Source organism: Pirellulaceae bacterium, assembly GCA_019636385.1.
Taxonomy (GTDB): Bacteria; Planctomycetota; Planctomycetia; order Pirellulales; family Pirellulaceae; genus Aureliella.
The window spans coordinates 1,176,043-1,200,696 of record JAHBXT010000002.1 but is presented as its reverse complement, the minus strand read 5'-3'; the positions used below and the strand labels follow the sequence as shown (position 1 = coordinate 1,200,696).

Here is a 24,654-nt window from a genome sequence, read left to right as displayed (position 1 = left end):
GAGCGAAACGGATACAACTCTAACGCATACGAATCGCAGGATTGGTTCTCATCATGTCTCAAATGATAATCGTCGCTGGCACGTTCGACACTTTCGAGGACATTGTCGGTTGGGCGCTCGTCGCATTGTTGATGATTCCGATCGCGTTGCTGATTGCACTTCCGTTTCTGGCTGTTGCATCGCGGTCATCAGGCTCATCGCCGGGGCGAATCTTCCGGTTCATTATGGGCGGCGGTTTTGCCGCCATCGGAATTGCGACTGGACACTGGTTGTATTGGCGTGCGACGAATGACATACCGGCAATAGTCTGGTATGTGACTGGTGGACTAGTTGGCGCGATTATCGGTACCATAATTGCGGCCATCTTTTTGTTGGCGCTTGCGGCGATTTGCGAACGCCTTCCTCGAATTTTCGTTGGTACGCCGGACAAGTCCACGTGTCCATGCGGTCAACCGAAGCCGCCGATCACGCGGGTTTGAAATCGGAATTTTTCGGCGGCGGCCCGGTGAACGGTAGCGTTCGTCGCTTTGACATCCAGGATTGAGTATGGTCAATCTCGTCACTAACCGGCACAAGTAACAAGAGCCCGGAGAGCGGCCCACCGTCTTCACGAAGCGACAGTCATCTCGGCGCTTGCGAAGAAACTCACTTAATGACGCAATCGATGACAAAGACTCGTTGCCACACCGTGCGAAGAAACACGCGAATCGAAAGAAATCTGGAATTTGTCCGATCTGCTTGGCACGACTCGCCAAGAATTCCAAGAATACGCGATACGAACATCGTTGCCAAATTTGCAGATCCCAACTCAAACCAGAAATTCGCTTTATTTCCTGCGGAACATATCGCGTCTGGTCGGGACCCAGTGGACAACGCTGCAAGGGGTGTGGCAATGCAGTATAATGACTGCTTGCATTCCCGGAAGACGCAATGAACAATCGCATGCAACGGAGCCGGCGATCAGGTCGGTTTTCAAATCAATGCATCTCGCGCCGGCCCGCTGATGCGTGTCGTTCGGCGTCAGTCTGGTGAGATATCGGTGGAATTCAGAGCATGAAGACGCAGTACTACGCAGCCACGAGTCTCGACGGCTTCATTGCGACCGAGGAGGACTCGCTAGATTGGCTCTTCCCGCTAGGCGATGTGAATGACACCAGTTACCCGGCATTCATCGCCGGCGTAGGTGCTCTCGCAATGGGCTCATCGACCTACGAGTGGATGCTTCGTCACGCGCTCGTCATCAAGGATCAGCTGGGGAGCACTTGGCCGTACGCACAACCCACGTGGGTTTTCTCCTCGCGGGTTCTGCCGCTCGCGCCCGGTGCCGACGTAAGGTTCGTCAAAGGCGACGTACGACCTGTGCATAAAGAAATGCGAACTGCGGCTGGTTCCGCGAACATCTGGATCGTTGGCGGCGGGGAACTTGCCGGACAATTCTTCGATGCGGGGCTACTCGACGAATTGATCGTACAGGTTGGATCGGTGACGTTGGGGCGGGGCAAACCTTTGTTTCCACGGCGGCTGTCGTCGCCGCCTCTGCGCCTCGTATCCGCAAGTCAGATTGGAACGGGCTTCGTTGAACTGCGGTACGAAGTCCCGAACACACTCGCAGTGAGGGCGAACGAAACGCCGAACAGGGCGGTCAACCTGAGCGGCGTATCGGGCGGACACTGAAATCGAAGGTCCTTGGCCGCCGCCGGGTTACCTTGGTCGTTCGGCAGAACAGTCGTACTCGTACTCAGTGCAACGGTACTCGTACTCGAAAGGATCGTGATGGCAGAACCGACTTTCGATCATGAACGACTCGATGTTTATCGACTGTCGATCGCGTATGTGGCATTCTCGTATGAAATCGCTGAATCGCTCGGCGAGACGAATCGTCAAGCTCGTGATCAATGGCTGCGCGCGGCGCAATCGATTCCACTGAATATTGCCGACGGCCATGGGAAACAAGGTCTGAAGGACAACAATCGATTTTTTGAAATCGCTCGCAGGTCGGCGCTGGAATGTGCCGCGATTCATGACGAATTGCGGGACTGCGGAGCGATTGACGATGATTTGAGTTGTCGTGGCAAACGAGAGCTTAATCGAATCGTATCAATATTGACTCGACTGATTCAACGAACCGCTGGGGCGTCCGAGGATCGAATCGAGTGCGAGTATCGCGATGCTGAGTACGAGTACGCGCCCTGCGCGGAAACCTGAAGAACAAGGCGGTGCACCGGAGCGGGCGAACGGGCAGGTTTTGAAGTAGAATGTCATCTGCACGCGCCCGGCGACCTTGGTCGTTATGCAGTCGCAAAACCACTGCTTCATTCAAACACAATCATTATCGATATTCTGAAGAAACGTGTCCATCATCCCATTCAACTGACCATTCTGCTCTGCCACAGGAAAACACATGAACATTTCCGGATTACTTATCGCTTTACTTATTGGCGCGGCCGCTGGCTTCTTAGCTGGACAAATCATGAAGGGACGCGGGTTTGGAATACTGGGAAACATTGTCGTCGGAATCCTGGGTGCTTTAGTCTTCGGATTCTTGTTTGGCAGTCTCAATTTGTTCAACTCAGCCATCCTCAACCAGATCGCTGGAGGAACAATTGGCGCTGTGATTCTGCTGTTTGTTATCGGCCTGATCAAGAAGGCCACTTGACCAAACGGCCACAACGCTTGCGCAAGAAGAAGCATAACAATGCGATCAACCGAAGTCGCGGAGCAGGGCTGATTCGGAGTGGAAAATCAAATCCTGCGACTCGGTTGTAGCGGTCGCTATGCGAAGGACTTGGGCTGCCACCAATCTCTGTCCAGTTGATATGAGAGTAATGTTGAGTAAAAGGTAAGGGATCGCTGTGCTGCTGGAGTTGAGGCGCAGCCAAGACGGAATGCCGAGACGAAGTGCTAGTCGGCGCGTCAACGGGTGCTTAGGCTTGCGCTCGTAATTGTGCTGTGTCCGCAGGTGGAATGAAGCGGCCAGCATTAGCCTACCGGCTCTGTGGGGCACAATAGCGCACTGCAACAAGATTGCAGGTCATCAGAAAACCCCAGGATTCACTTGACGAGAAAAAAGCGAGGCCGACGGGGCTCGAACCCGCAACCTCCGGCGTGACAGGCCGGTGCTCTAACCAATTGAGCTACGGCCCCCATTGGGCATGGGAGCAAATGAACGTTTACTCAGCCCTTTTCTCGTGCCCGGCGATTATACGCAGCCCGTTTTTGGCTGCAAGTCCATTGTTTGCGAAAACGCATTCGCGCACAGATTTGTTGGCAGGACGATTGAACCGCAGAAAACAGCTGGCCATGGCACCCTAACTATTGCCTATAAATTGCCATGCAGATTCAGATACAACTCGTTCGGCAGGCAATTGGACTCGGCCGCCAACGATGCCCACAGACCGACAGGGATAACCGCTACGATCCGACCAGTACAGCGAGTTTTGATCGGCGATCCGCCGACATGTCACCGGCTGATACCGCGAGTTGCTCAACTGCGAGCTACGAATGAATTGATTTTGGATAGCAGGGCTTGGCTGTCACCGACTGGGGACGACCGACGGCGAGGTCAAATTCTACCAACTGAGGCCGGTTTTTAGCGAGAACTAGCGAGGCGAATCATGAATCAAGTATCCAAGCTAGCAGGGCAATTACTGACAGGGCTGTCCGACTTCATCGAGCGACTGGACATGACCCAATGGGGCATCGTCTCCGTCATCTTCGTGATCGTCGGATTCATGGCGCTGCGCTCCAAGCTGTAGCCGACGGGATTCTGGCCAATCCGCATGGATTGGCAACGTCGTGGGCTGTACCAAAGCTTCGCAGTCTTCTTCGCATTGCCAGTTGTAAGCCACAGGTGGGCTAGGGTACACTACGTGCAGCAGTTTTTTTCCCGCATCATTTTCGTGGGGGTTGCTATGCAGGTACGACACCGGCAGCGGTGGAGCAACGCCTGCCGAACTATTCGCATCTGAAGCTCCTGTGCCGTGCTGATCCACTTGGGGTAACGCGGCCACTGCTGCACAGTTACCGCTGGCATCACCCGGACTATTGCCGAACAAAATGAAAAACGCTGGCCATGCATTCCAAAAACGACAACGACTGCATGATTGCTAGCGAACTGTTGACGGCGGTCGGTAGATGCGCGAGCGTGGACCACTTTCGAGAACTTGCCCTGTCGGCCTTGCAACTACATTTTCCTTCAACGCGCATAGCCTGGGTCCATCAACAAGAGGCTCACTGGGCGGTGGCAGGCAAGTCTGATGCGTTGGCGCAGTTGCCGATCGACTTGGCCGCTACCGCTGGAGATGAATCGGAAATCGCGCAAGGCGGCGGCTGGATGGCGATTCCAATCACTGGACGATCTTTGCCCGCCGAAGTATTGCTGGTCAGCCCCCACAGCGCGGTCGCCTTGAGTGAGGCCGCAGCCCTGGGATATTTGTTGCGTTCCGGAATTGAAATCGCCAGTCGGCATGTAGCTCTTGAGGTGCGCAGGCGACAATTGGAGGTGCTGCTGGAGTTAGCAGGACGTTGGCAGCAGAATCAAGATTTGACTGATTTGCTCAGTTCGATGGCCCAAGCTGCGGCTCGTGTGCTCGAAGGCGACCGAGCCAGCATTTTTTTGTGGGACAAACCGCGCGGCGAGTTGGTTGGGTATCCTGCATTGGGCGTTTCCGGAGAAAGGCTCCGAATCCGCGACGACCAGGGAATTGCGGGCGATGTCCTGCGTAATAGTCGTCCGCGGCGTTGGGATCAAACGCAGAATCAAACTGAAATCAATTCCCAGGTCGGCGAAAAGCTTGGCTATCCAACTCGATCATTGCTAGCCGTACCTCTGCTGGATCGCAAGAATCGGCCGCTGGGAGTTTTCGAGGTACTCAATCACCGCTGCGGCGAATTCTCTGAGAATGATCAAAGTTTTTTGACCGAACTGGCACGGCATGCTGCAACGGCGGTCGAGAATCTGCAGCGAATCGCCAATCTGATTGAGTCGCGTGAACGCTTAGTGCGATTGGCCGGCGGCGCAGTTGAATTGGTCGGGGAGTGTCCACAGATTGTGGCGTTACGGGATACAGTCAGCCGCGTGTCAGCCACCGAACTGTCTGTGCTGATCCTCGGCGAAAATGGAACCGGGAAAGAGGTCGTCGCTCGCGGATTGCATTTACAAAGTCGTCGTCGGGACCAACCATTTGTGGCGGTTAATTGCGCAGCTATCGCCGAGACGCTGATTGAAAGCGAGCTGTTCGGACACGTCAAAGGTGCTTTTACGGATGCCGTTCAAGATCGCGCGGGGAAATTTGAGTTAGCATCTGGTGGCACATTGCTGCTGGACGAAATAGGCGAATTGAGTTTGAGCGGACAGGCGAAGCTGTTGCGGGTGCTTGAGGAAAAGTTGGTGACACGTGTTGGTGGCGAGCGGCCAATTCATACGGACGTTCGCGTGGTCGCGGCCACCAACCAAGATTTGGCCAAGCTCGTTCGCGAGAAGCGTTTTCGCGAAGATTTATACTTTCGTTTGAACGTGGTCACGCTGCAATTGCCGCCGCTGCGTGAGCGCGGAGATGACGTGGTCGTGCTGGCTGAGCATTTCTTGCTGCAGTTTGCGCACCAGATTGGTCGCCGGCCGCTCGCCTTAGCACCATCAGCGCAACGTCGTCTGCGATTGCATTCATGGCCGGGAAACGTTCGCGAGCTGCGTAATTTGATGGAGCGCGTCACCTACCTTGTCGGCGGCGATATCGTTGAGGAAACCGACTTGGCATTCGTGCTGGCTCCTGGATCGTCAAGCGATGTGGGGACCGTCCCCACGAATATGCCGCTAACAGATGCTACTGAAGTATTTCAGCGGCAGTATATCCAGCGGCATATTGAGGCTTCAGCGGGGAACCTAGCACAGGCAGCCAAGCAGCTCGGCATGCACCGTTCAAACCTCTATCGCAAGATGTCGCAACTTGGCATGGACACGCATCACAAGTAACTCAAGTCACACGGCCAAAGTGCATCGAGTGCAGGCACCACTACGCAGCCCATTCAGGCGGTGCGCTGAACGCTGGCTGCCCGATGGACCGGGTGAGACTGGTTAGAAGTTTGGCGGAAGCGCCGGCAACGGCGGGACACTGATCTGACCAGCAGGACTGGCCGATGGCGGTGGCGGCAAATGATTGGCGGTCAGGCCTGTCTGCTGCGTTGCGTGGGTGCCGACCACAGTTGGCCCCGCCGAAACCGCAGAATTGTTCAGGCTGGCTTGGGCGGTTCGGTAAATATGGTTCGCAGTGCCATACGCAGCCATGGCTGTCTGCGCCGTTGGATTTTGGGTTATCTTGGCCATCAATTCCCGTGCGGGCTGAAGGTTTGGATCTAGTTGCAAAGCTAGTTGGAGATGCTGCTGAGCCGCTGCCGGATTCTTGTTGCTGGCTTGCAGATGAGCGACGTTGTAGTGCGCCAAGGCAGGCGGCATTACCTGTTCCAACTGCTTGACGGCTTCCTCCGATCGCCCCACAGCGATCAACATGCCCGCCATGCTACTGCGATAACGCGTCGATGTGGGGTCAAGTGAAATTGCCTTTTGAATAGATGCCTGAGCTTCCGGAAGTTTGCCGGCTCTGTGCAAGGCATCGGCCAACTCGGCGTAGTTCTCAGCGGTCGGTGAGGCTTGTGCAGCGCGTTGATAGAAGTCGATGGCTGATGCAAACTGTTCTTGACGCATGTACAAGCGCGCTGTGCTCTGCAAGGCAGCCAGATTATTCGGCTCCTTCTCCAGGGCTTTGGTGTAGTTATCCAACGCGGCGTTGAAGTTGCCTTTCATTTCAAAAATCTGACCATTGGTGACCCAAATCTCGGCTCCCAAGTTTGATGGCATGTGCGCCAGGCTAGTTTCAGGATCAACGTTCTCGACGGTCTTCGTGCTAAAGGTCGACACTACTGCATTTTTGGCTTTGCCCATGGCGCTGCTCATAGCCGTTCCCATCGACTTGAATTGCGCGGTCATGCCGGTCGCAGAATTTGCAAGCGAGGATGTCGCCGGCTGCGCTGGTGTTGAAGCGGTGCCACCAAACCAACTGCGAGGCGAGCTAAGTGAGGTGCAGCCCGTCGAGCTGACGGTGCAAGCAAATGCCAACAGCAATGCTTGCGACGATGATATTTTGGTTAGCTTTTGAAACACAGCATGAACTCCTAGCGCTGGTACTTCGGATGCGGGTGGCTCGGCTGCGAGCGCCCTTGTCCCTCCAACCGACAATCTCGTCACAAACGCTACGGCAACATTAGCTGATTCGCTACAAGTTGCCAAAACGCAGCCTGAATTCTCGCGGCGAGATGGCGGCATTGAGTGCGCGACGATTAGCAGCATTGAAGATGCGCGTAGCGATTTGTGCAGAAAGCAATCTGCAGTTCACTACGCAGCGTTTCGATGATCAAGCTGATATGACTGGAGAGAATTGTGCTGGTCATGAGACTGCACGAGAGGAGCAACTGCCGTTGTATTCAGAATGTTTCCACAAGGGCCGATAAACTTGACCTGATCCTCTTCTAGGAACCAGATGACCTGATAGCCTTCCCACTGGAAACGGCGACCGCAAAATAGTCCGTTGCGAATTAAGATAGTTTCATGAACCAGATCCGGGGCGCGCCCAGCAAGTCTTTCCAGCTTACCGATAACCGCTTGTCGGACGCGTTCCACGGCGGATTGCGTCAATGCTGCACGATCTGAATTTTCTGCCAAATTCATTTGTCTTGTCGCTCAATTAGTCGGCCCAAACCGCGCACTGTTTACCTGAGACACCATCGGCAGATTCTGTTCGATCAGTCAATCATGGTTTTCATGGATGGTAGCGGCAACGCAAACTTCCCAGCTTGAAGTCCCATGGCCACCGCCTGAGGCTGCTTTAAGTTCCGATTATGTGGCTTCTGACGCCTGTGCTTTTCAATCCGTGATCAACCTGAGGCAGCCACCAGTTCAAAAAAGCTTGTGGATTACGTAAAATGGATAAGCTTAGAGCATTGATGCTCTGCGTGCCAATCACGACTTTTCATCCGCCTTCCTTGAGCCTCAGTGGATGGGCCATCCAAACCCAATTCGAGTTGGGACAGTATCCCTCTGCGACTCCGTACGGAGTTATGTGAGGAATTGTCCTGCGCTCTATCGGAGCCGTTTGCCGTGGTGGCTCCGGCTGTCCGCTGTGGCTGGCTTTTTGTGGATTGGCCTAAGCGCTGCCGCGAACGGGCAGGAACCATTGGACTCTGGCGCTGAACCAGGTGTCTTGCTCAAAGAGGGACTGATTCAACCTCAGCAGCGTATTTGGATTCAGAGCAAGGACGGTCGCCCGCTTACGCACTACACCTTGGAAGAATTGCGAGAATTGGAACGTGTGTATCGCGAGGCAGGACAAATGCCGGCGTTGGTTAGCACTGTCGACCTTAGTGTAACCGTCAGCCAGGCGATTGCTTCAGTGCAAGCTGCTTTGGAGGTACAGTCGCCAGCGTCCAAAGCCGTCCAGCGATTTAATATTGGACTGAAGCGTTTGCAACTGGTGCAACCGGCTGAGTTTGAGTCTGTAACTCCTGACGAAGTGGCTCAACAGCGACTGTTGCCAACAGAGGATGGATATCAATGGCTGGTGCTGGCCTCGCAATCTGGTCGCCATCGTCTGAAGCTTTTCGGCAAGTCGCCGGTTGAACAGTCAAGGGAGCGAAGTGAGCTTGCGCTCGACCTGCCAGTCGCGCTGTGTACGATCCAAGTTCACCTGCCACTCGATTCAAATGACTTTCGAGTGCGTGGAGACGACTTGATTGTTCAGCAATCGACCGATGAAGGCGGCATACACCTGCAAATCCGTTCGCGAGGTGGAGGCTTTTCGCTGACGTGGCGCAAAGCACAAACGCACCCGGAAATCGGGGCGATAGAAGCTGATTGTGACACCGTGATGGAAGCGTTTGATCCGATTGATGCCGAGCAATTCTGGTCTGGCACGACAACCATAGCCTTACGTTGGCGTGGAACGCACCCCGGTCACAAGATTTCCCTGGCGCTACCGCCCGGGGGTCAATGGAGCGATCTGCCAGATTCGGAATGGGATCGTTTGCGACTAACGGTGCGCGTCGTGCCGGCGCAACTAGACACGGCCGGCGTTCCGGCGACAGCGTCCGGCCCAGGGACTGCCGATCCCGCGACAGGTGACACTCCGACCGCGACGGCAGATGACGCAAAAATTGAAGTACTAGAGATTGAGAATGCAGATACGTCGGCGCTGCCATCTATCGAGAATCTGAAATTGTCTTGGAGGTGGTTGCCACAGGGTGCCCAAGTATCTGACGGTACCGCACACTATGGCCTACAGGCTCCTCAGTTAGCCGGAGCGGACCGGCAGCGCCGCTCGCTAGAGATCGTTTTTCCCGGCAGCGTCAAAGCAACCTATGACACGGGTACCGCCGCCAAATTGTTAGAGAACAATCGGATTGGTGACAACAACTTTGGCCGGCAGAGCTTAAGGTTTGCTTTCGTACAAACGCAAGAACCAGTCAGTATGTCCTTTCGGAAGCATTCTCAATTGCCCTACGTGCGACCATTCTATCGCGTTCATCTGCTAGAAGACCGCATTGAATTGACGACCTGGTTGGAGTGTCGAATCGAAGGCGACAGTGCAGAGATCGGGCTAATGGCCAACGCCTGGCAAGTGGATGAAGGCTCCATTTGTGTGCTACCTGATCCTGCGCAACCCTATGCGGTGGATACCGAGCCTATTTCAGTTCGCCGACGTGAAGATGGCGTCTATGTAATCGGTCTGCGCAAGTCACCGGCCCGCGATGGCCTTCCAGTCGATGCCACCTGGTTGCGCATCGGGGCGACCGTCGCGTGGGACGGTCAGTCTAACTCGCTGGTGGATGTCTCGCTGCCGTTGGTGGAGCGTACATCGGAAGTTGATCAATCTGTAGTTGAGCAACCATCCGGTTGGCTGTTTGTAACCAGTGACGAGATGATTTCTACGCAGCCTGATCTAGCTGCCTCGTCAGGTTTGTTGCCGGATTCCCTACCGGCTCAATATCAACGATTCTTGTCGGGAAATGTTAGCCGGCAACACATCTATCGATTCCAGAGACGAGTAGATCCCCTGCGCTGGGTTGGGCAGGCAATGTTTCTCCCTCAGCGGGTCAGTGTGGATCAGCAGGTCGATTTAGAAGCCCGTGAAAACCAGATTCTCATTTCGCAGACGTTTTCATTGCAGGTGGCGCATAGGCCCTTAAAACAGATCCTGCTATCAGTGCGAGAAGATGCCTTGCCATTGCAGGTCACGTTGGGAGAGTATGTGGTCTCCTACCAAGAACTGCCGCAGCTGGCGGTTGAAGCGCAGCAGTCGGTTGATCCGCCTATCACTAGTGACAGCGTTGCTGCCAGCCTTCCAGAGGATGAACCCAGGTGGCGCGAAATCGAATTGACCGGTGTCCCAGAGTTGATCGGAAATTTTCGGCTGACAATCCAATCAGCCATAACTGTGGAGCGAGCCAGGCAGACTGTTGTCCACAATGATTCACAGCCTTCGGAGTTGGATTCGCGAGACACGGCCTCTGTCGTTGAACTGCGGGTCCCCGTAGCCCAGTTGAATGTACCAGTCACCGGCCCCGCTTCACGTGGTAGTTGGCAACTGCGACCTGGTAACGGGTTCGACATTCGCTATTTAGACAAAATGCATCGCTTGGCCAATGAATTCTACAACCAATCGGCAATACAGTCATTGTCTCGGGGGCAGCGGTATGTGACGTTCGCCTTGCATCGGCCAGCGGTTTCAAGTGGCATTTACACAACGACTCAAGGTACATGGCTGCAAACCATGTTGGCCGGCGATCTGCGACGAGATCGATTTGTTGCACGCGTGAAAACGAGTGCTGGCGAGTTAATTCTGCAGCTTCCAGATCAAGCCCAGCTCGACAAGGTTGCTTTGGATGGCGTGGCTTTAACAAGTGATCAGGCGATTTACAATTACAACTTGAATCAGGTCGTTGTTGCAATACCGGACGCAGCCGAGCATGTGATCGAGCTGTTCTATCTGCTGAACCAATCGCTGTCATGGGCTCAGAAAGTCCCTTTGTCCTGTGCGTCAGTCTTAGAATCTGATCCTCAAGAGCGATTTTATTGGCAGGTAATTACTCCGGGCGTCTATCACCTGGGCTGGTGTCCGTCAGAACTGACCGCTCATTGGCAATGGCATTGGCAGGGAGCCTGGTGGGCGCGAGCCAACGAACTAGGGCAATCAGATTTTGAAGCCTGGCTGGGAGCCGGTATTCAAACTGCACCGCCATTGAGTTCCAACAACTATGTGATGAGCTGTCAGGGAGAGTTGCCGCCAGTCGATGTCTGGATTTTATCTCGCTTTGTGATGTGGTTGCCCATGGGGTTAATTGCAGTGACGCTGACGCTATTGACGTTTCACCTGCCGATTCTTCGAGCACCCAGCGTTTGGGTACTGGTAGCGGGATTGCTTTTGACCAGTGCCATGATCTGGCCAGAGCAATCGGTGTTACTTGCCCAGACTGCGGTTGTCGCGCTGGGGCTGGTGATGTTGATGTGGTTGACACGTGCGTCCATGCAGCATCGAGTACGACGAAGAAGCGTGTTCTCAGCCGGGTCCGCTTCCAGGTTCGATATGGGCGATTCTCCCAGCGGATCACGGCCTGCGCGCGGAACTTCATCGGGCGTGTCTGCACCGTCAGTTCCGTCAACGGCCGAAACCAGTGGAGTGCATTCATGAGGCAGAGTCCATTCGTCTGGCTAGCCTGTCTGGTGTTGGTGCTGGCTAATTCTGCGCATGGACAACCAGCGGTACAGCGGGAACTGCAGGACGACTGGGAGCTTGAGGCGGTCTTGGTGCCAGAATCCGATGAGGGCCAGCGAATTCCGTCGGATTATTGGCCCGTCGAGATATCCGAGTTGGTGTCACGATTGCAACAGATCCAGCAGCGGAGATTGTCACAACAGATGGATCCGCCGGGAGTCGCCGAGGCGGTTTATGTCGCAACTCTCAATCGTGAAATGGTGGCATCAGAATTATCGTGTTGGCGATTCAGCGGGCTTGTGCCAGAAGTGAATCATTCTGCTACGTTGGGTGAGGTGTCACTGGCCCTTCGCGACGCTCGAGGAATTTCCGATGGAATGTTGCAGTTGTCGCGTGATTTGAGCTTTGACGGTCTCGGTGCACTGGTCATCAGTGCATCCGCGGAAAATCCCACCAGATGGTTCGGATTTCAACTTACACCGACGGTTACTGGCGATCAGCGCAGCTTTAAGTTTCGATTGCCGCCGGCTATGAGCGGGCGCTTGTTGCTAGCCACCGATTCATCGCTCAAGCTTACCTCCCCGCAGGTCGCTATTGAAAAGGTCGAGCGTCCCGAAAGTTATCTGCCTCCGGATTGGCCTGCCAGTAGCGAGCCAACGTTGGTGACCGCAACCGAGAAGCGAGTTTGGTGGCTAGCGCATCTTTCAGGCGTTTCGCAGTTCGAACTGCTTGTGGCCACGGATTCGAGTCAACCTGTTGGCGTATTAAATCATCTGCTGCGATCAGCCAACTGTCGGTACATGTTGGATCACGACGAGCTGCGCGTGGTTAGCAGATTTGTATTGTCCAGTCATTCAGCTGGCGGGACTTTGCAACTGAGGCTTGACCCAGCTCTACGCCTGACCGACTTAAGTCGAGACGGCGAAACCATGGCTTGGGAGGTAGTTTCCGAACCCAACCTTCTTGGCAATATCATCGCGATCGAAAGCGGTTCAACTCCCGGCGGGGTAATTGAAGTGCAAGCTGTGGCGTCGTTGGTTTCGATTTTACAGCCAGCAGCAGACTCTGAGTCGAATTCATTGGAGGCTTATTCAATGTTGGCCGGTGATAAACTGCTTGGCCTACCAAGAATTGAGCTGGTCAACGCTTTTATTGCCAGTGGAACTTCTGAAGTTATCGGACTGACGCCACACCAAATCTTGGACGTTCAGTCGGATGTTGAATTTAGATTGCAGCCATCCGACGAGGCCCCTGTTGGCGAATTGTCAGGCGGGCGGCAACGTTGGGCCGCCGCGTGGATGGGTAACCCGCCCGGAGCTATCGTTCGAGTCGGGCGGCAGAAACAGCGGTGGTCTGGGATGAGCCTCATCAGACTGGAGCCGCAGTTAACATCTGTCGTAGCCAATGTCGCTGTGCAGCTTCGCGGTCGGGACTTGACATCCAACCAACTGCGACTGCCAATTCATCCAGGCTGGACTGTCGATCAGATGCAGATCATGAACAGCGATTTGAATGGTCTCAGCATACAACTGTTAGAGGCTGGCAATCAACCAGCGGAAATCGTATTGAACTGGCAGAAGCCGCAAATGAATGCTGAATGCAGCTTTCAGATTCAAGCCATCAAGATGTTGGACACTCAGTCACCGTCAGCGGCCATTGATTTTCCTGGCATCGTTAATTGGCAGGAAGGTCCGCATGCCAAATACTACTACGTCGCCAATACAAATCGTCACGCATTGCGGTATAGCACTCAACTGACGCAAGCAACCGTTGAGCGGCACGAACTGCCCCAGTGGGTTCAATCGCTTGTGCCGCAACCAGTGACTGCGATATACAAGGACTTGGCGGATGCACACGGTCTGTTTGCATTTGACACGTTGCCACAGGATTTCCAAGCGCAATCCAAAGTTTTAGTTGAACTCGCGGATGAATCAGAATGGAATTGCGTTACTCAAATTGACTGTCAGCCACCAGCGGCTGGAATGGATTCGATTGATCTGACATTGCCAGCCGGCGAGACTCTGAGCAGCTGGAAATTTGAGTGGTTCGAGGGAGTTCAGCAGCCGCAGTCCATTGATGCCACGTTGCTTGAAGGCGATTCGCCACATTCCCGAATTTCGTTTCGTCTCACATTTCCGAGAATTGCCGGTTCCTTGGTGACGATTCGTGCTTCCACAAGTCTGTCGACTGCAGTCCGGGCAGAGGGAGAGTTTCCATCGATTGCATTGATCGGTATTCCGGCGGCCAGCAATCCTGTAGCCACTGTGTGCTTGCCGCAAAACTGGACCGCAGATTTGGCTGGCATTGACGCTGAAGTACTAGCTGCCCAGGCAGACTTGACCCGTGATTCTTTGGGTCACTTGGCAATGAACTCGGATTCAGCCAGTCGCTGTACCTTTCGAGTACGATTGAATTGTGCCGGCAGTCAACGCCTTGCCATTCGGCCAGTTTCGGAACCTCCAGTCAAAAGCTGGATTTGGCGAGCTGCCATACTGCACGAATTTGATGATAATGGTCAGTCAAGGCATTTCGTAACTGCAGATGTTCAGGCATCCGGAAGTTCAGTGGTTTCGTTGCACGGTCCTGAACAATGGCAAGTGGTCCGCATCACTATTGAAGGCCAGGAAACTCAGAGCTACGTTTGGCAGTCAGGTAAATTGGAGTTGGAATTACCAGCCACCCAAACTGCTAATGTGCGGTGTGAGTTCATCGGCCACCAACCGCTTACTGCGACTTTTTCGCGAATCGCATTGGAACCAGTGCGCTTCGATCTGCCGGTGATCGAGCAGTTGGAACAGATCTGGTTCTCCCCTAACAAAGTATTGCTGTTCGGAGCTGATAGAGATTCCGCAAACGATGCTGACGCCGAGCAGTTTATTCCTGGGCGTTGGTGGCAAAATTTATTTTCCATGGAGTTTGGATCGTCGGCATCCGAGGCTGTAGTACAAGCAACCACGGATGGAGACATGAGACCGCAGGCAGGTCAGCTGATGTCGCTGTCGGCTATAGGAGCCTGGGACGTAAAGGAAAGCTCCGGCAGCCTCACTAAGCCAAGGATGATTTGGATCGCCAATCGTCACGCATTAGCAAGTTTCATGGCCGCTACAATGTTGTTAGGGGCTGTTGTCAGTTGGGTTACTGCGCGCCGCTCCTGGATCAATTGGTGGTGTTTGTTGAGTGCATGGTACATCGGATTTTTGGTGACCACAGGTTTCATCGCGGCTTGCGGACAATTGCTGGTGTTGGCGCATCTGATAGGTGGGGTAGCACGACTAGTGGAGACCCTGAGCGTTCGTAGTCAAGACACAGCAGTGCTCAATAGAGCTATTCCCAAGGTCACCAGTCTGCTTCTTGCCTGTCTGATGTTGAACGGCCTGCCGGCCCACGGTCAAGAAACCGAGAAGAGTGCAGTCGGTCATGCAACGGAAAAAAAAGTCTATGGACTTTTCTTGCCGGTGGACCAGCAAGGTCAAGTTGCAGGTGAATATGCGTATCTGCCTAAAGAGTTACGAGACTTGTTGATGTATGCCGGGGCGCAGAGTACCGACAGGGCCGCACCGCGATACTTGTCAGTAAATTACGGGTTGAAGATTCGTCCGGGCACTCGTGAAGCATTCTCGCAAGCGGAGCTGACGGTTGAGCTGCGTGTATCAGCCAGCAATAGTTCGTCAGAATTGCTGCTGCCGTTTAGGCCCAGTCAACTGCGACTCGTGGGAGCACCACAATTGAATGGTCAGGCCCGACTAATGGACGCTAGAAATTTTCGTGTAGCGGACGGCGATGCCGGCATCGTGTTTCGCCCAGATTCAGCGGGAGAATCGCTGATTTCACTTCAGTTTTCGACGCGGGCGCGTACCGTTGGAGATCGCCGAGCTGCAATCGACGTTTCTATTCCACCGATTGCGAATGCAACTCTGCGCATCCATTCTGTCGAGCAAGTGGAGCAATTAAGCGTTGAAGCGCGTGGTGCTATGCAGCGATCATTTTCCGGCGATTATCTGGTGGCAGTGGGGCCAGTGCAGCGCTTGCAGGCCAGTTGGACTGAAACTGACCGCGCTAACGCCGACGAAGTGGCAGAACAGGTCACAGAGACTTGGCTGCATGCTGAGGGTGACCAATTGTATGCTGCCTGTCGGGTGACAATTGATGGCGTGAACGTGCTGCCGGCGGAATGTGATTTGTTGATCGACTCTGATTGGCAACCGGTTGGCACTGAATTGGGAGATGCACAGTTGTTGACTACTGCATTTTCTAATACGACGCTCAAGCGTAGCGTTCGTCGCTTACGGTTGAAAGAAGCGGCGGACTCGCGGCGGGTCATCCAGTTGGCTCTGGTGCGACGAGCCGATATTTCGGCAACCGGATTCGAAGTGCCGTTTATTTCGTTAGACCGAGTTACAATCAAAGCAAAGAACTTTTGGTGGTCTAAAGGACAACGGTCGTCCTGGGTTCCCGACACTGCCGGAGCCAAACCAATTTTGGCCGTTGACGTCGCCGATTGGAATGACTGGGCTCCGGCGCAGCAACGAAGCGGATTCCAGGTGCTGGGCTCGGCGATTCGCGTTCGCTATCAAGCATTGGCCTCTGAGCAGGCCGATTATTCCGAGTCAACCGCCATCTATTTCCAGTCCGGTCGCACTATTCTGCACTGGAATTCCGTTTGGCGGCAGTCTCCGGACCGCTCTAATGTCATTCGACTGGAACTTCCTGAATCGGCCCAGGTCACCTTGTTAGAAGTCAATGGCCGCGTGCAGGAGTCTGGGGCGCTCGTGGATAACCGGCAGCTAGTGATTCCCGCCCGCGGAGAGGGAGTTGGGCAGATGAGCACATTGAATCTCACTTTGGAGTTGCCCCCGCTTCTGGGTGAAATTAACGAAGTGCCACGAATTGTCGTTCACGGTTACCCGCCGCGCGCGGCGACGTATCGTTTGTTTCGTGGTCCCGAACTGAAAGTTAGCGTTCAGCCGATGGACTCCAGGCTTGCCATCGTTTCTCCATCTCAAGCTGCCTGGCAACGCAGCTTGCTACACTCGCTGGACATCATGCTGGGGCAATTCGACCTGCCGGCCTCATGGTTGTCCCGACTCAGGCTACCGATCGCAGTGAGAATTGATGCCGCGCCAGTACCCTCACATCCTATTGGTGTATTGACTGTGGACCGTCAAGGCCCAGGGTGGCGTGCGACGGTAAGGTGTGGCTGGCTAGCAGAGGACAGCCTAGACTTTGGGGTGTTTGATATCCCGCTAACTCTGCGCGAGCGGCTGACTACGAGCGGCGACGGCTTAAGCTTTCTGCCTCATGCAGATGGGAAGAGAACCTATGCATGCATCCCGGTTCCGCCAGCCAATCCCGAAGGCAGGCGCGAGATTGAGTTTTCCTTTCCACTTGAATCATCAAGTGCAACGCGTTCAGTCATCATCCCCAAAATTGCCGTGCAGCAGGGACAAGAACTTGCGCTGCGACTGGCTCTGCCCCGTCACCTGAACGGACAGCCGCTCCGCTGGCGGCGAGGTGAATCCGTCCCCGAACGACTGGAAACAATCGATGCCCATCCCAGTGATGCAGATCATCAAGTTTACGAATTGCCTCTGCGTACAACTCAATGGATTTGGCAATCCGAAACCGAGCAGCAAGAGCCTGCGAAAGTTGCTTTTGTTTGGACGGAATTGCAGTATCACGGCTTAACCAATGCACTAGGCACCATTCATTATTGGGTGGTGCCCAATGGTCAGTTCGTGCAGCAGTTTTCCATCCCGGCAGACTGTCAGGTATTGGGGGTCGAAGTCGCGGGGCGCCAGGCGCTGTGGTCCACTGGCAATTCGCAGTTGGAGGTGGTACTGCAACCCAGCTATCTGCCGGTGCCGATTCGCATGGTGGTTCGATGGCAGAATTCAAGTAATCAACTGCAAATGTTCGTGCCGCGTGCGATTGGCAGCAGGCTGCCTGACGAGATGTTATTGTCTACGACAGCCGCCATGGGAGCGCAATCCCCACCGCGTGAAGCTGTGGCAGTCGATGCGAATCCGCTCAGAGACGCGTGGGAGGCGATGCTCTTGGAATGCTATTCGGGCTTGGAAGGCAGGGAGTCGGATGAGATGCCTGCTGAATTAGAGGGTTGGCAACCTTGGCAATTCGGCTTGAGTGGGCAGGAAAGTATTCGCGATGAACACCTGCAAGCCATACTGGCCAACAGCGATATGAATGAAGACGGTATGCTGACGGTGGCTGAAGCTTGGGCGAGTATTGCAGGCGCGACAGCCACGGAGAATTGGGGGCTACCCAAGAGTGCCAGCCATCGAGCTGCAGTTTCCGGCGTCGAATTCTGGAAGCTGCCGGCGTGGGAGATGAACTGGGATTTTCCAACTCAGCCCAGGCCGATGACCCGTAGCCGATCCATGGTTGTCGGTCTGCTGGTCATCGCATTCATCCCAATTCTGGCGTCACTTTGGCTTGGTCAGCGGATGAGCATGTTGCAGGAGCACCGCTACTGGCCACCTTGGATTTTCCTGACAGTGCTGGTTGGTGTGGCCTCGCCGTTCAGTTGGATCACAGGGCTGGTTGGCTGTCTAACCGCATGGGCACTGCTGTCTCGTCGATTTTTAGGTGGACGCCGAACAGACCGTCGCCTTCATCGCAGCGGCAAAGGCGATCGCGAATTGCTGAGTGTGTGAAATGCTGATCATGATTTGGCCGAATCCTAACTTATCGCTGATCTGGCTGGCTTGTTGATAGAGCATAATCATTGGGCGGCCGCTGTCTTGATTGCATAGTTCGACGTCGGTCCACTGGATGCCCGCCGCCCAACCTGTGCCGAGCACTTTCAGCACCGCCTCTTTGGCCGCCCATCGCGCAGCATAATGTTGATAGGCCATTTTCCCTCGGCTCTGACAATAGTCGATTTCGCGGGGCGTAAAGACTCGCCGCAAAAAGACCTCGCCATGACGATCCATGATCCTAGCGATTCGTTGGCACTCGATGATATCAGTCCCAATTGCTAGAGCCCCGGGCCAATTACTGGCGAAAGCTTCAACTGGAGTAATCGCCGAGCCGCTCATGTGGTGTACTCGGAATTGAATCGCACGTATTCGACCCCGAGATCGCTGGTCCAATGCGTACAGGTGCCACTGCCCGATCCTACCGATAACTCTATAATCGTATCAAAACTCTGGCGAATTGCTTGGCTGGCCTGACGCGCGTCAAAACTAACGGGCTCACCGCGACGGAACAGTTCAATGCCGTTGACCTTTAAATCAACCTGCTGCGGATCAAATTCCGCACCGGCGTAACCGGCCGCTGATACAATTCGCCCCCAGTTCGGATCTCCCCCGCGCACGGCGCATTTGACCAGATTGCTACGGGCGATTTCCACTGCGATTTGGCGAGCGTCGCTGGAGCTGTCTGCACCGACGACACGCACTTCGATCAGATGCGCGGCCCCCTCGCCATCGGCGGGGATTTGTTTAGCCAATTCGATACACATGGCCTGCAAATGTTCGGCAAACACCTGTTCTTCGTCGCCCGTCAGCTGCTGACCGCCTGCCATTCCATTTGCTAACAAGAGCATCGAATCGTTGGTGCTCGTGTGACCTTCGACGCTGATGTTGTTAAACGATAGATTGGCTGCGTCACGCAGTAGCCGTTGCGCTTGCATAACCGCAAGTGGTGCATCGGTGACTACACAACACAACATCGTGGCCATATTCGGCCCGATCATCCCGGCACCTTTAGCCATTCCAGCCAAGCGAATCAGGCGGCTTCCGAGCTGGCAACTTCGGGTGGTAACTTTCCGACCTTGATCGGTCGTCAAAATCCCCTCAGCGGCCCGCAGAAAAGCGGTCTCTCCCTGCGCTAGCTCGACCGCAGCCTGCTCAATTCCTCGGCTGACTTTTTCCATGGGTAAGAAACGTCCGATAACGCCAGTGCTCATGACCAGCACCTGCTGCTCAGTCACCGATTGGCCCGTCATTTGTCGCTGGAGAGCGCTTGCGGTCAATCGACACATTTGCTGTGCATCCTGCTGGCCTCGTTGGCCGGTACAGGCGTTGGCGTTACCGCTATTGACCACTACCGCGCGCACTGTCTCCAGCGGTGTGCGGCTACGGCACAACACCACAGGTGCAGCCACCACCAAGTTCTGTGTGTACACGCCAGCGGCAACAGCTGGCACATCGGAGAGGATCAACGCCACGTCTGGACGATCACTGGCTGACTTCAAGCCACAACGCACTCCGGCAAACTGAAACCCAACGGGAAGCTGCAAACTAGTCATACGCTTCAGGCTCCAAGTCCTAGTGCTTCGGGTTGATCAAACATTACATTCATGCATTGCACCGCAGCTCCAGACGCTCCTTTAACTAGATTGTCCAGCGCAGACAGCAAAATGATCCAACCACCGTTCGCGCGGACCGCCAAATCACAATAGTTTGTATTGGCCACGAACTTGGTACTGGGGAGATTTGACCGCACACGTACGAACGGTTCATTCTGGTAATACGCGCTCAAACACTCACGCACTTGATTGGCCGTGACGCCGTCACGAGGACGGACGTAGATGGTAGATAAGATGCCGCGATCCATCGGCACCAAGTGTGGTGTAAAAATCAGGTTCGGAAAAACTCCACAACGGCGACCGACAATATCAACGATCTCCGGTTGATGGCGGTGCGTACCCACGCCATAAGCCGAGAACGACTCATTGACCTCGGAATACAGATTGGTCAGCTTGGCTGTTCGACCAGCCCCGCTGGCACCGCTCTTCGAGTCAACCACAATCCCATCGGCTTCGATCAGCCCTTCCTGTATCAGCGGCGTCAGTGGTAGGATCGCGCTGGTGGGATAGCACCCTGGATTGGCAACCAATTGAGCCGTACGAATCTGATCACGAAACAGTTCTGGAAGCCCGTAAGGTGTTTGACCAAGACGCCCTGGATCGGGATGCTGGTCGCCGTACCATTGTTGATATAGTTCGGGAGTGCTCAGCCGGTAGTCGGCGCTCAGGTCAATCACCCGGCAGTCACTTTGCAGCAAACTTGAAACAATGGGTGCGGAGGCACCATGAGGCAAGCAACAAAAAGCCACGTCACACCCGGCCGCGATATCGCTGGGGGCCAAGTCCTCAACCACTAAGCTAAGCCGCTGGTGCAGAGCCGGATGCAAGTCGGCGATTGTGCCGCCATCTGCCTGGCGGCTAGTGGCCACAGTGATCGAAGCCTCGGGGTGGCGCAGCAATATTTTGATGGCCTCAATGGCTGTATAACCTGAACAACCCACTATTCCGACGCGAATCATGGGAATCGTCTCTCCCGTAAAAACTGTCATCGTTCACGAACGGGTCGAGATTGTACCAGTTACACCGATTGGGTTCAGGGGGCCTACACGTCTTACTCTACCGTTGGAAATCGAGTCAGCTTTTCCACCCGGCATTCTTTACGCTAGCACTTCGCTCGACTTTTTATGCACAGCCCGCACCGAGGAGACATGGTTGAACATGATTTGGTTCGGAATATTGACCCGGACCAGGAATTACAGACGATACTTCAACCGTGTGTTCTGGGATGGATCCTAGTTGCGATTCACGCTGAAGCCCAAGCAGGATAGCCATTTTCTGCTGACGAACAGGATTTCAGTGTGACGGGCGTGACGAGGCGCATGGTGGCAGGCTCGCCCGCATTACGAGACTCAGCGTTGTTTCGCTGAGACATGCAAAGAGGATCTATTCGATGGTCATTCGCAAGCGTTGGCCCATACTGTTCGCCGCCGGGTCGGCCTTGGCTTATCTAGCCAACAACTATCAGCTGCGCGGCTTAGAGCAGCTGCGCCTTGAGACCCGGCCTACTCAGCACAATCATCAACAACCTCAGCCCGGCCTGTACGGCCAGGCGGGCTGGAATGGGGCACTGCCCTCGGTATCGCCAACGGACTACTATTCATACACAGGCGGCATGAATACCTCACCCGCCGCTGCATCTAGTATTTTCGATTCACTGCCACCCTGGCAACCACAGCTTAACTTGGGCGAAAAGCTGGCGGTAATGCAGGATCAGCTTTCTCACAAGATATCTGGGCTAACGCAATCAGGCACAAAATCCCTGACCGCTGCTCAAATTGGACAAAATGGCGCTAACGGGCTAAGCAGCTTAGTCGGCAGTGCGCAACCGCCGGGCGACGGCAGCTATCAAGGAATCGGCCGCGAAATTAATGCGGCTACGTCGTTTCCTGTAAGCCCTCCGATTCCGCTGACCCCAGACTTGGAGCTGACGCGCCGCACATCAAGCGGGCCTCAGCCAGTGGCTTCAAACCAGATTGGATTACCGCGTTTGCCTGGTACTTCCCCGGCGGCGACAGGCGCATCCTCCATGGCTCCAGGCAGCATGATCGCGAGCCATTCCAGGCCGGATCGTTTGTCTGTAATTCGCATCGCCTCATTCAACGTTCATCCTTTGAACACCACCAAACTGGCGAAGCCGCAAGTCATGGAAGCGCTGACTGCCATCATCCGAAATTTTGATATCGTCGCCTTGCAAGGAATACAAACGGATCGCGATGACGCATTACCCCAACTTGTTGAACGATTAAACTCATCTGGGGCGCAGCGCGCCTATGACTACTTGATTGGACCGCGCACAGGGCCAAGCGGAATGACTCAGCAGCTTGCCTTCCTGTTTGATACCAATCGCGCACTAACCGATCGGTATCAACTGTACTCAGTAGATGACCCTGAGAATCTTGTGACCCACGAGCCGCTGGTCGCTTGGTTTCGGTGTGCCGAGCTACCATCCGATCAAGCATTCACGTTTACGTTGGTCAATGTATGCATCAATCCCAGCAGCGCGGCTAGTGAACAAGCTTTTTTGCCACATCTGATTCATGCCGTCGTCAATGATGGTCGCCAAGAAGATGACGTGATCTTGACTGGCGACTTCGCCGGTAATATTCATCAGATGGCCAATCTGCGGGCAGATTCCATTCGTTTTGCTGCCAGCGACCTAACGACGGACTTAGCGGGGCAAGCAGTCAGTAGCGGGATGCTGTTTCCGACTCGAGGTACCTGTGAATACACCGGCCGCAGCGGTGTTCTGGACTTTCTGCGGCAATTTAATCTGTCGCTTCAGCAGGCCGCTGAGATCAGCCAGCAACTGCCTGTTTGGGCTGAATTCTACGTGGGTGAAGGTGCAGAGCCCGGCCGCGTCGCACCGCCAGCCGGCTGATGCTATGATTGCCACCGCATCAGCGAATTTTCCTGGTCAATGCAAGGTCCTGTCGCCTTGATATTTTTTTGTCTGTTCGAATTGTCAACCACTGACCCAAGTGGGCCGTACTTGTACGGTTGTCACATCAGCTGCCGGACGTTGACGAAACCCGGTGCGGCAGGTTAGATTGCAATATGTCATGTGCAGACATGGCACGTGTGGGAGCGAGTCTGGGAGTATTTTATGTTGTGTTCATCCGTCGCCAACGATCAAGCGAATCTGGCTACGAGACTTGTCTGGCGGTCATGGTGTTGGCTGTTAATGATCGGTGCGACGGGTTGGCTGATGCCGCTGTCCACTGATGCGATTGCGCAAGTTGTTCAGTTGCCAGCCACCAGGCAGCTAGCCTACTCCGGCGGTATTATTGTGCCTGACGGTGGCGCGGCTTGGCTGGCCGGCTCTGCTGGTGCATTTGGCGCATCGAACAGCAGTGGCTCGAATCGTCAATTATCGACTACAGGCTCTGCAGGGAATTTTTCCCTGAGTGCCCACATTATTGATTTGGATGCATTGGATCAGGCCCTGTTGGCGGCCGGTCCAAATTCAAGCAGCCTACAGACGGCCTCATTGCCGTCGGGCGCTATTGGCGGTGCAGCATCGGGTATCAAGCGGCAGCTACCGACACAACAGCAGGAGCAGGATTTGAAGCCACTGGCTCGGGGAGACTATCAGGACTTTCAGCGCACCTTGCGCGGGCCAAGTGAATTAGCTCAGCGGACCTGGCCTAATCCATTTCACCCTGAATTGACAGTATCCAACATTCAACATTACCAAAAGTTAGTCCGAGAAGCTGAGTTGGCCGGCAGAATTCAATCGGCTCGGGTCTATAACCGGCTGGCACTACAGCACATGACTCCTGAGTTGATGTCGCGATACGAACAAATCCTTCGCCAGCGTCAGAAAGATGAGGATGCCGACAACGCCGATTCTTCGCGGTCCGATACGGCTGGCCGGCGGCGATTCTGATTCATCTAAACATTTAATTCACCACATCGTTCAAAGATAATAGGATTGGTAATGCAAGCCAAAGAGATGAAGCCGGGTTCCGTAGTCGTGCATGACAGCGGAGATCCCATCATGATCGAATCCGTTGCAGTTCAGTCGCCCAGCGCTCGAGGCGCATCGACACTGTATAAGTTCCGCGCGCGCAACTTAATAACCAAGCAAAAGGTTGATCTGACGCTCAAAGGTACCGACAACTGTCCGGAAGCTGACTTTCACAAGCGTCCAGTCAAGTTGATGTACAAGGATGCCGATCAGGCGCACTTCATGGATCAAGAAGATTACAACCAATATGCGATTGCCATCGCAACGATTGAGGAGCAACTGAAGTTCATCACTGAAGAAACAGAAAGCATTTACGCGTTGATCTACCAAGACGAGTGTGTCGGCATTCAATTGCCCAGCGCGACGGAATTGAACATTGTCGAATGTGATCCGGCAATTCGCGGTAATTCAGCCACCGCTCGCACCAAACCGGCCGTGCTGGAGACCGGTCTGACCGTCCAGGTACCTGAATACATTAAGCAGGGCGAAAAGATCAAAGTTAGTACTGAGTCAGGTGAATTTCTGTCACGGGCTTAGTGCACTCATTCCCATTGGGGCCCATGCAAGGTGGGACGGTGCGAGGCCCCGAGCGGCTGCTA

Annotated in this window: 17 protein-coding genes and 1 tRNA gene; 12 read left to right on the top strand and 6 right to left on the bottom strand. The window is 54.5% G+C overall.

The window, feature by feature from the left end; translation table 11 throughout:
- Positions 1-53: 53 nt before the first annotated feature.
- The 4 genes from KF752_10020 (at position 54) to KF752_10005 (ending at position 2,656) form a co-directional block, all read left to right on the top strand.
- Positions 54-479, top strand: a complete 426-nt coding sequence (locus KF752_10020; GenBank protein MBX3421876.1) for a hypothetical protein — start codon at positions 54-56, stop codon at positions 477-479.
- A gap of 574 nt (positions 480-1,053) precedes the next feature.
- Positions 1,054-1,674 carry a dihydrofolate reductase gene (locus KF752_10015; GenBank protein MBX3421875.1) on the top strand — a complete coding sequence of 207 codons (621 nt, stop codon included), beginning with the start codon at positions 1,054-1,056 and terminating at the stop codon, positions 1,672-1,674.
- A gap of 99 nt (positions 1,675-1,773) precedes the next feature.
- Complete coding sequence (locus tag KF752_10010) at positions 1,774-2,205, top strand: four helix bundle protein (GenBank protein ID MBX3421874.1); 432 nt, start codon at positions 1,774-1,776, stop codon at positions 2,203-2,205.
- A 196-nt stretch (positions 2,206-2,401) separates the two neighbouring features.
- Entirely contained in the window at positions 2,402-2,656 is a 255-nt protein-coding gene (locus KF752_10005; GenBank protein MBX3421873.1) for a GlsB/YeaQ/YmgE family stress response membrane protein, read from the top strand.
- 414 nt (positions 2,657-3,070) lie between these two features.
- Here KF752_10005 and KF752_10000 read toward each other — a convergent pair.
- Positions 3,071-3,144, bottom strand: a tRNA-Asp gene (locus tag KF752_10000).
- Between the two features lie 470 nt (positions 3,145-3,614).
- Here KF752_10000 and KF752_09995 point away from each other — a divergent pair.
- Complete coding sequence (locus KF752_09995; protein ID MBX3421872.1) at positions 3,615-3,755, top strand: hypothetical protein; 141 nt, start codon at positions 3,615-3,617, stop codon at positions 3,753-3,755.
- A gap of 317 nt (positions 3,756-4,072) precedes the next feature.
- Positions 4,073-5,971 carry a sigma-54-dependent Fis family transcriptional regulator gene (locus KF752_09990; GenBank protein ID MBX3421871.1) on the top strand — a complete coding sequence of 633 codons (1,899 nt, stop codon included), beginning with the start codon at positions 4,073-4,075 and terminating at the stop codon, positions 5,969-5,971.
- A gap of 102 nt (positions 5,972-6,073) precedes the next feature.
- Here the strand turns inward: KF752_09990 and KF752_09985 are convergent, their stop codons facing one another.
- Entirely contained in the window at positions 6,074-6,937 is an 864-nt protein-coding gene (locus KF752_09985; GenBank protein MBX3421870.1) for a tetratricopeptide repeat protein, read from the bottom strand.
- On the opposite strand from KF752_09985, the gene KF752_09980 reads away from it, so the two are divergent.
- Positions 6,936-7,151, top strand: a complete 216-nt coding sequence (locus tag KF752_09980) for a hypothetical protein (GenBank protein MBX3421869.1) — start codon at positions 6,936-6,938, stop codon at positions 7,149-7,151. The genes KF752_09985 and KF752_09980 overlap by 2 nt on opposite strands.
- Before the next feature lie 236 nt (positions 7,152-7,387).
- On the opposite strand, the gene KF752_09975 is transcribed toward KF752_09980, so the two are convergent.
- The gene (locus KF752_09975; GenBank protein ID MBX3421868.1) at positions 7,388-7,720 is read right to left on the bottom strand and encodes a hypothetical protein; all 333 of its coding nucleotides are present in this window, start codon (positions 7,718-7,720) and stop codon (positions 7,388-7,390) included.
- A gap of 391 nt (positions 7,721-8,111) precedes the next feature.
- Between KF752_09975 and KF752_09970 the strand changes: the two genes are divergently transcribed.
- Together KF752_09970 and KF752_09965 are read left to right on the top strand one after the other, a co-directional pair.
- Entirely contained in the window at positions 8,112-11,735 is a 3,624-nt protein-coding gene (locus tag KF752_09970; protein ID MBX3421867.1) for a hypothetical protein, read from the top strand.
- Entirely contained in the window at positions 11,732-18,430 is a 6,699-nt protein-coding gene (locus KF752_09965) for a hypothetical protein (GenBank protein ID MBX3421866.1), read from the top strand. The genes KF752_09970 and KF752_09965 overlap by 4 nt, the downstream gene beginning before the upstream one ends.
- Here KF752_09965 and acpS read toward each other — a convergent pair.
- Genes acpS through argC form a run of 3 tightly spaced genes read right to left on the bottom strand, consistent with a single transcriptional unit; the run spans position 18,359 to position 21,047 of the window.
- Positions 18,359-18,814, bottom strand: a complete 456-nt coding sequence (gene acpS / locus KF752_09960) for a holo-ACP synthase (GenBank protein MBX3421865.1) — start codon at positions 18,812-18,814, stop codon at positions 18,359-18,361. The two genes, KF752_09965 and acpS, sit on opposite strands and share 72 nt — an antisense overlap.
- Complete coding sequence (argJ, locus tag KF752_09955) at positions 18,811-20,028, bottom strand: bifunctional glutamate N-acetyltransferase/amino-acid acetyltransferase ArgJ (protein ID MBX3421864.1); 1,218 nt, start codon at positions 20,026-20,028, stop codon at positions 18,811-18,813. The genes acpS and argJ overlap by 4 nt, the downstream gene beginning before the upstream one ends.
- Positions 20,029-20,033: 5 nt before the next feature.
- The gene (argC, locus tag KF752_09950; GenBank protein MBX3421863.1) at positions 20,034-21,047 is read right to left on the bottom strand and encodes an N-acetyl-gamma-glutamyl-phosphate reductase; all 1,014 of its coding nucleotides are present in this window, start codon (positions 21,045-21,047) and stop codon (positions 20,034-20,036) included.
- A 431-nt stretch (positions 21,048-21,478) separates the two neighbouring features.
- Between argC and KF752_09945 the strand changes: the two genes are divergently transcribed.
- From KF752_09945 to KF752_09935, 3 genes are all read left to right on the top strand, one after another.
- Positions 21,479-22,966 carry a hypothetical protein gene (locus KF752_09945; protein ID MBX3421862.1) on the top strand — a complete coding sequence of 496 codons (1,488 nt, stop codon included), beginning with the start codon at positions 21,479-21,481 and terminating at the stop codon, positions 22,964-22,966.
- Between the two features lie 225 nt (positions 22,967-23,191).
- The gene (locus tag KF752_09940) at positions 23,192-23,974 is read left to right on the top strand and encodes a hypothetical protein (protein ID MBX3421861.1); all 783 of its coding nucleotides are present in this window, start codon (positions 23,192-23,194) and stop codon (positions 23,972-23,974) included.
- A 51-nt stretch (positions 23,975-24,025) separates the two neighbouring features.
- Positions 24,026-24,592 carry an elongation factor P gene (locus KF752_09935; GenBank protein MBX3421860.1) on the top strand — a complete coding sequence of 189 codons (567 nt, stop codon included), beginning with the start codon at positions 24,026-24,028 and terminating at the stop codon, positions 24,590-24,592.
- Positions 24,593-24,654 lie beyond the last annotated feature (62 nt).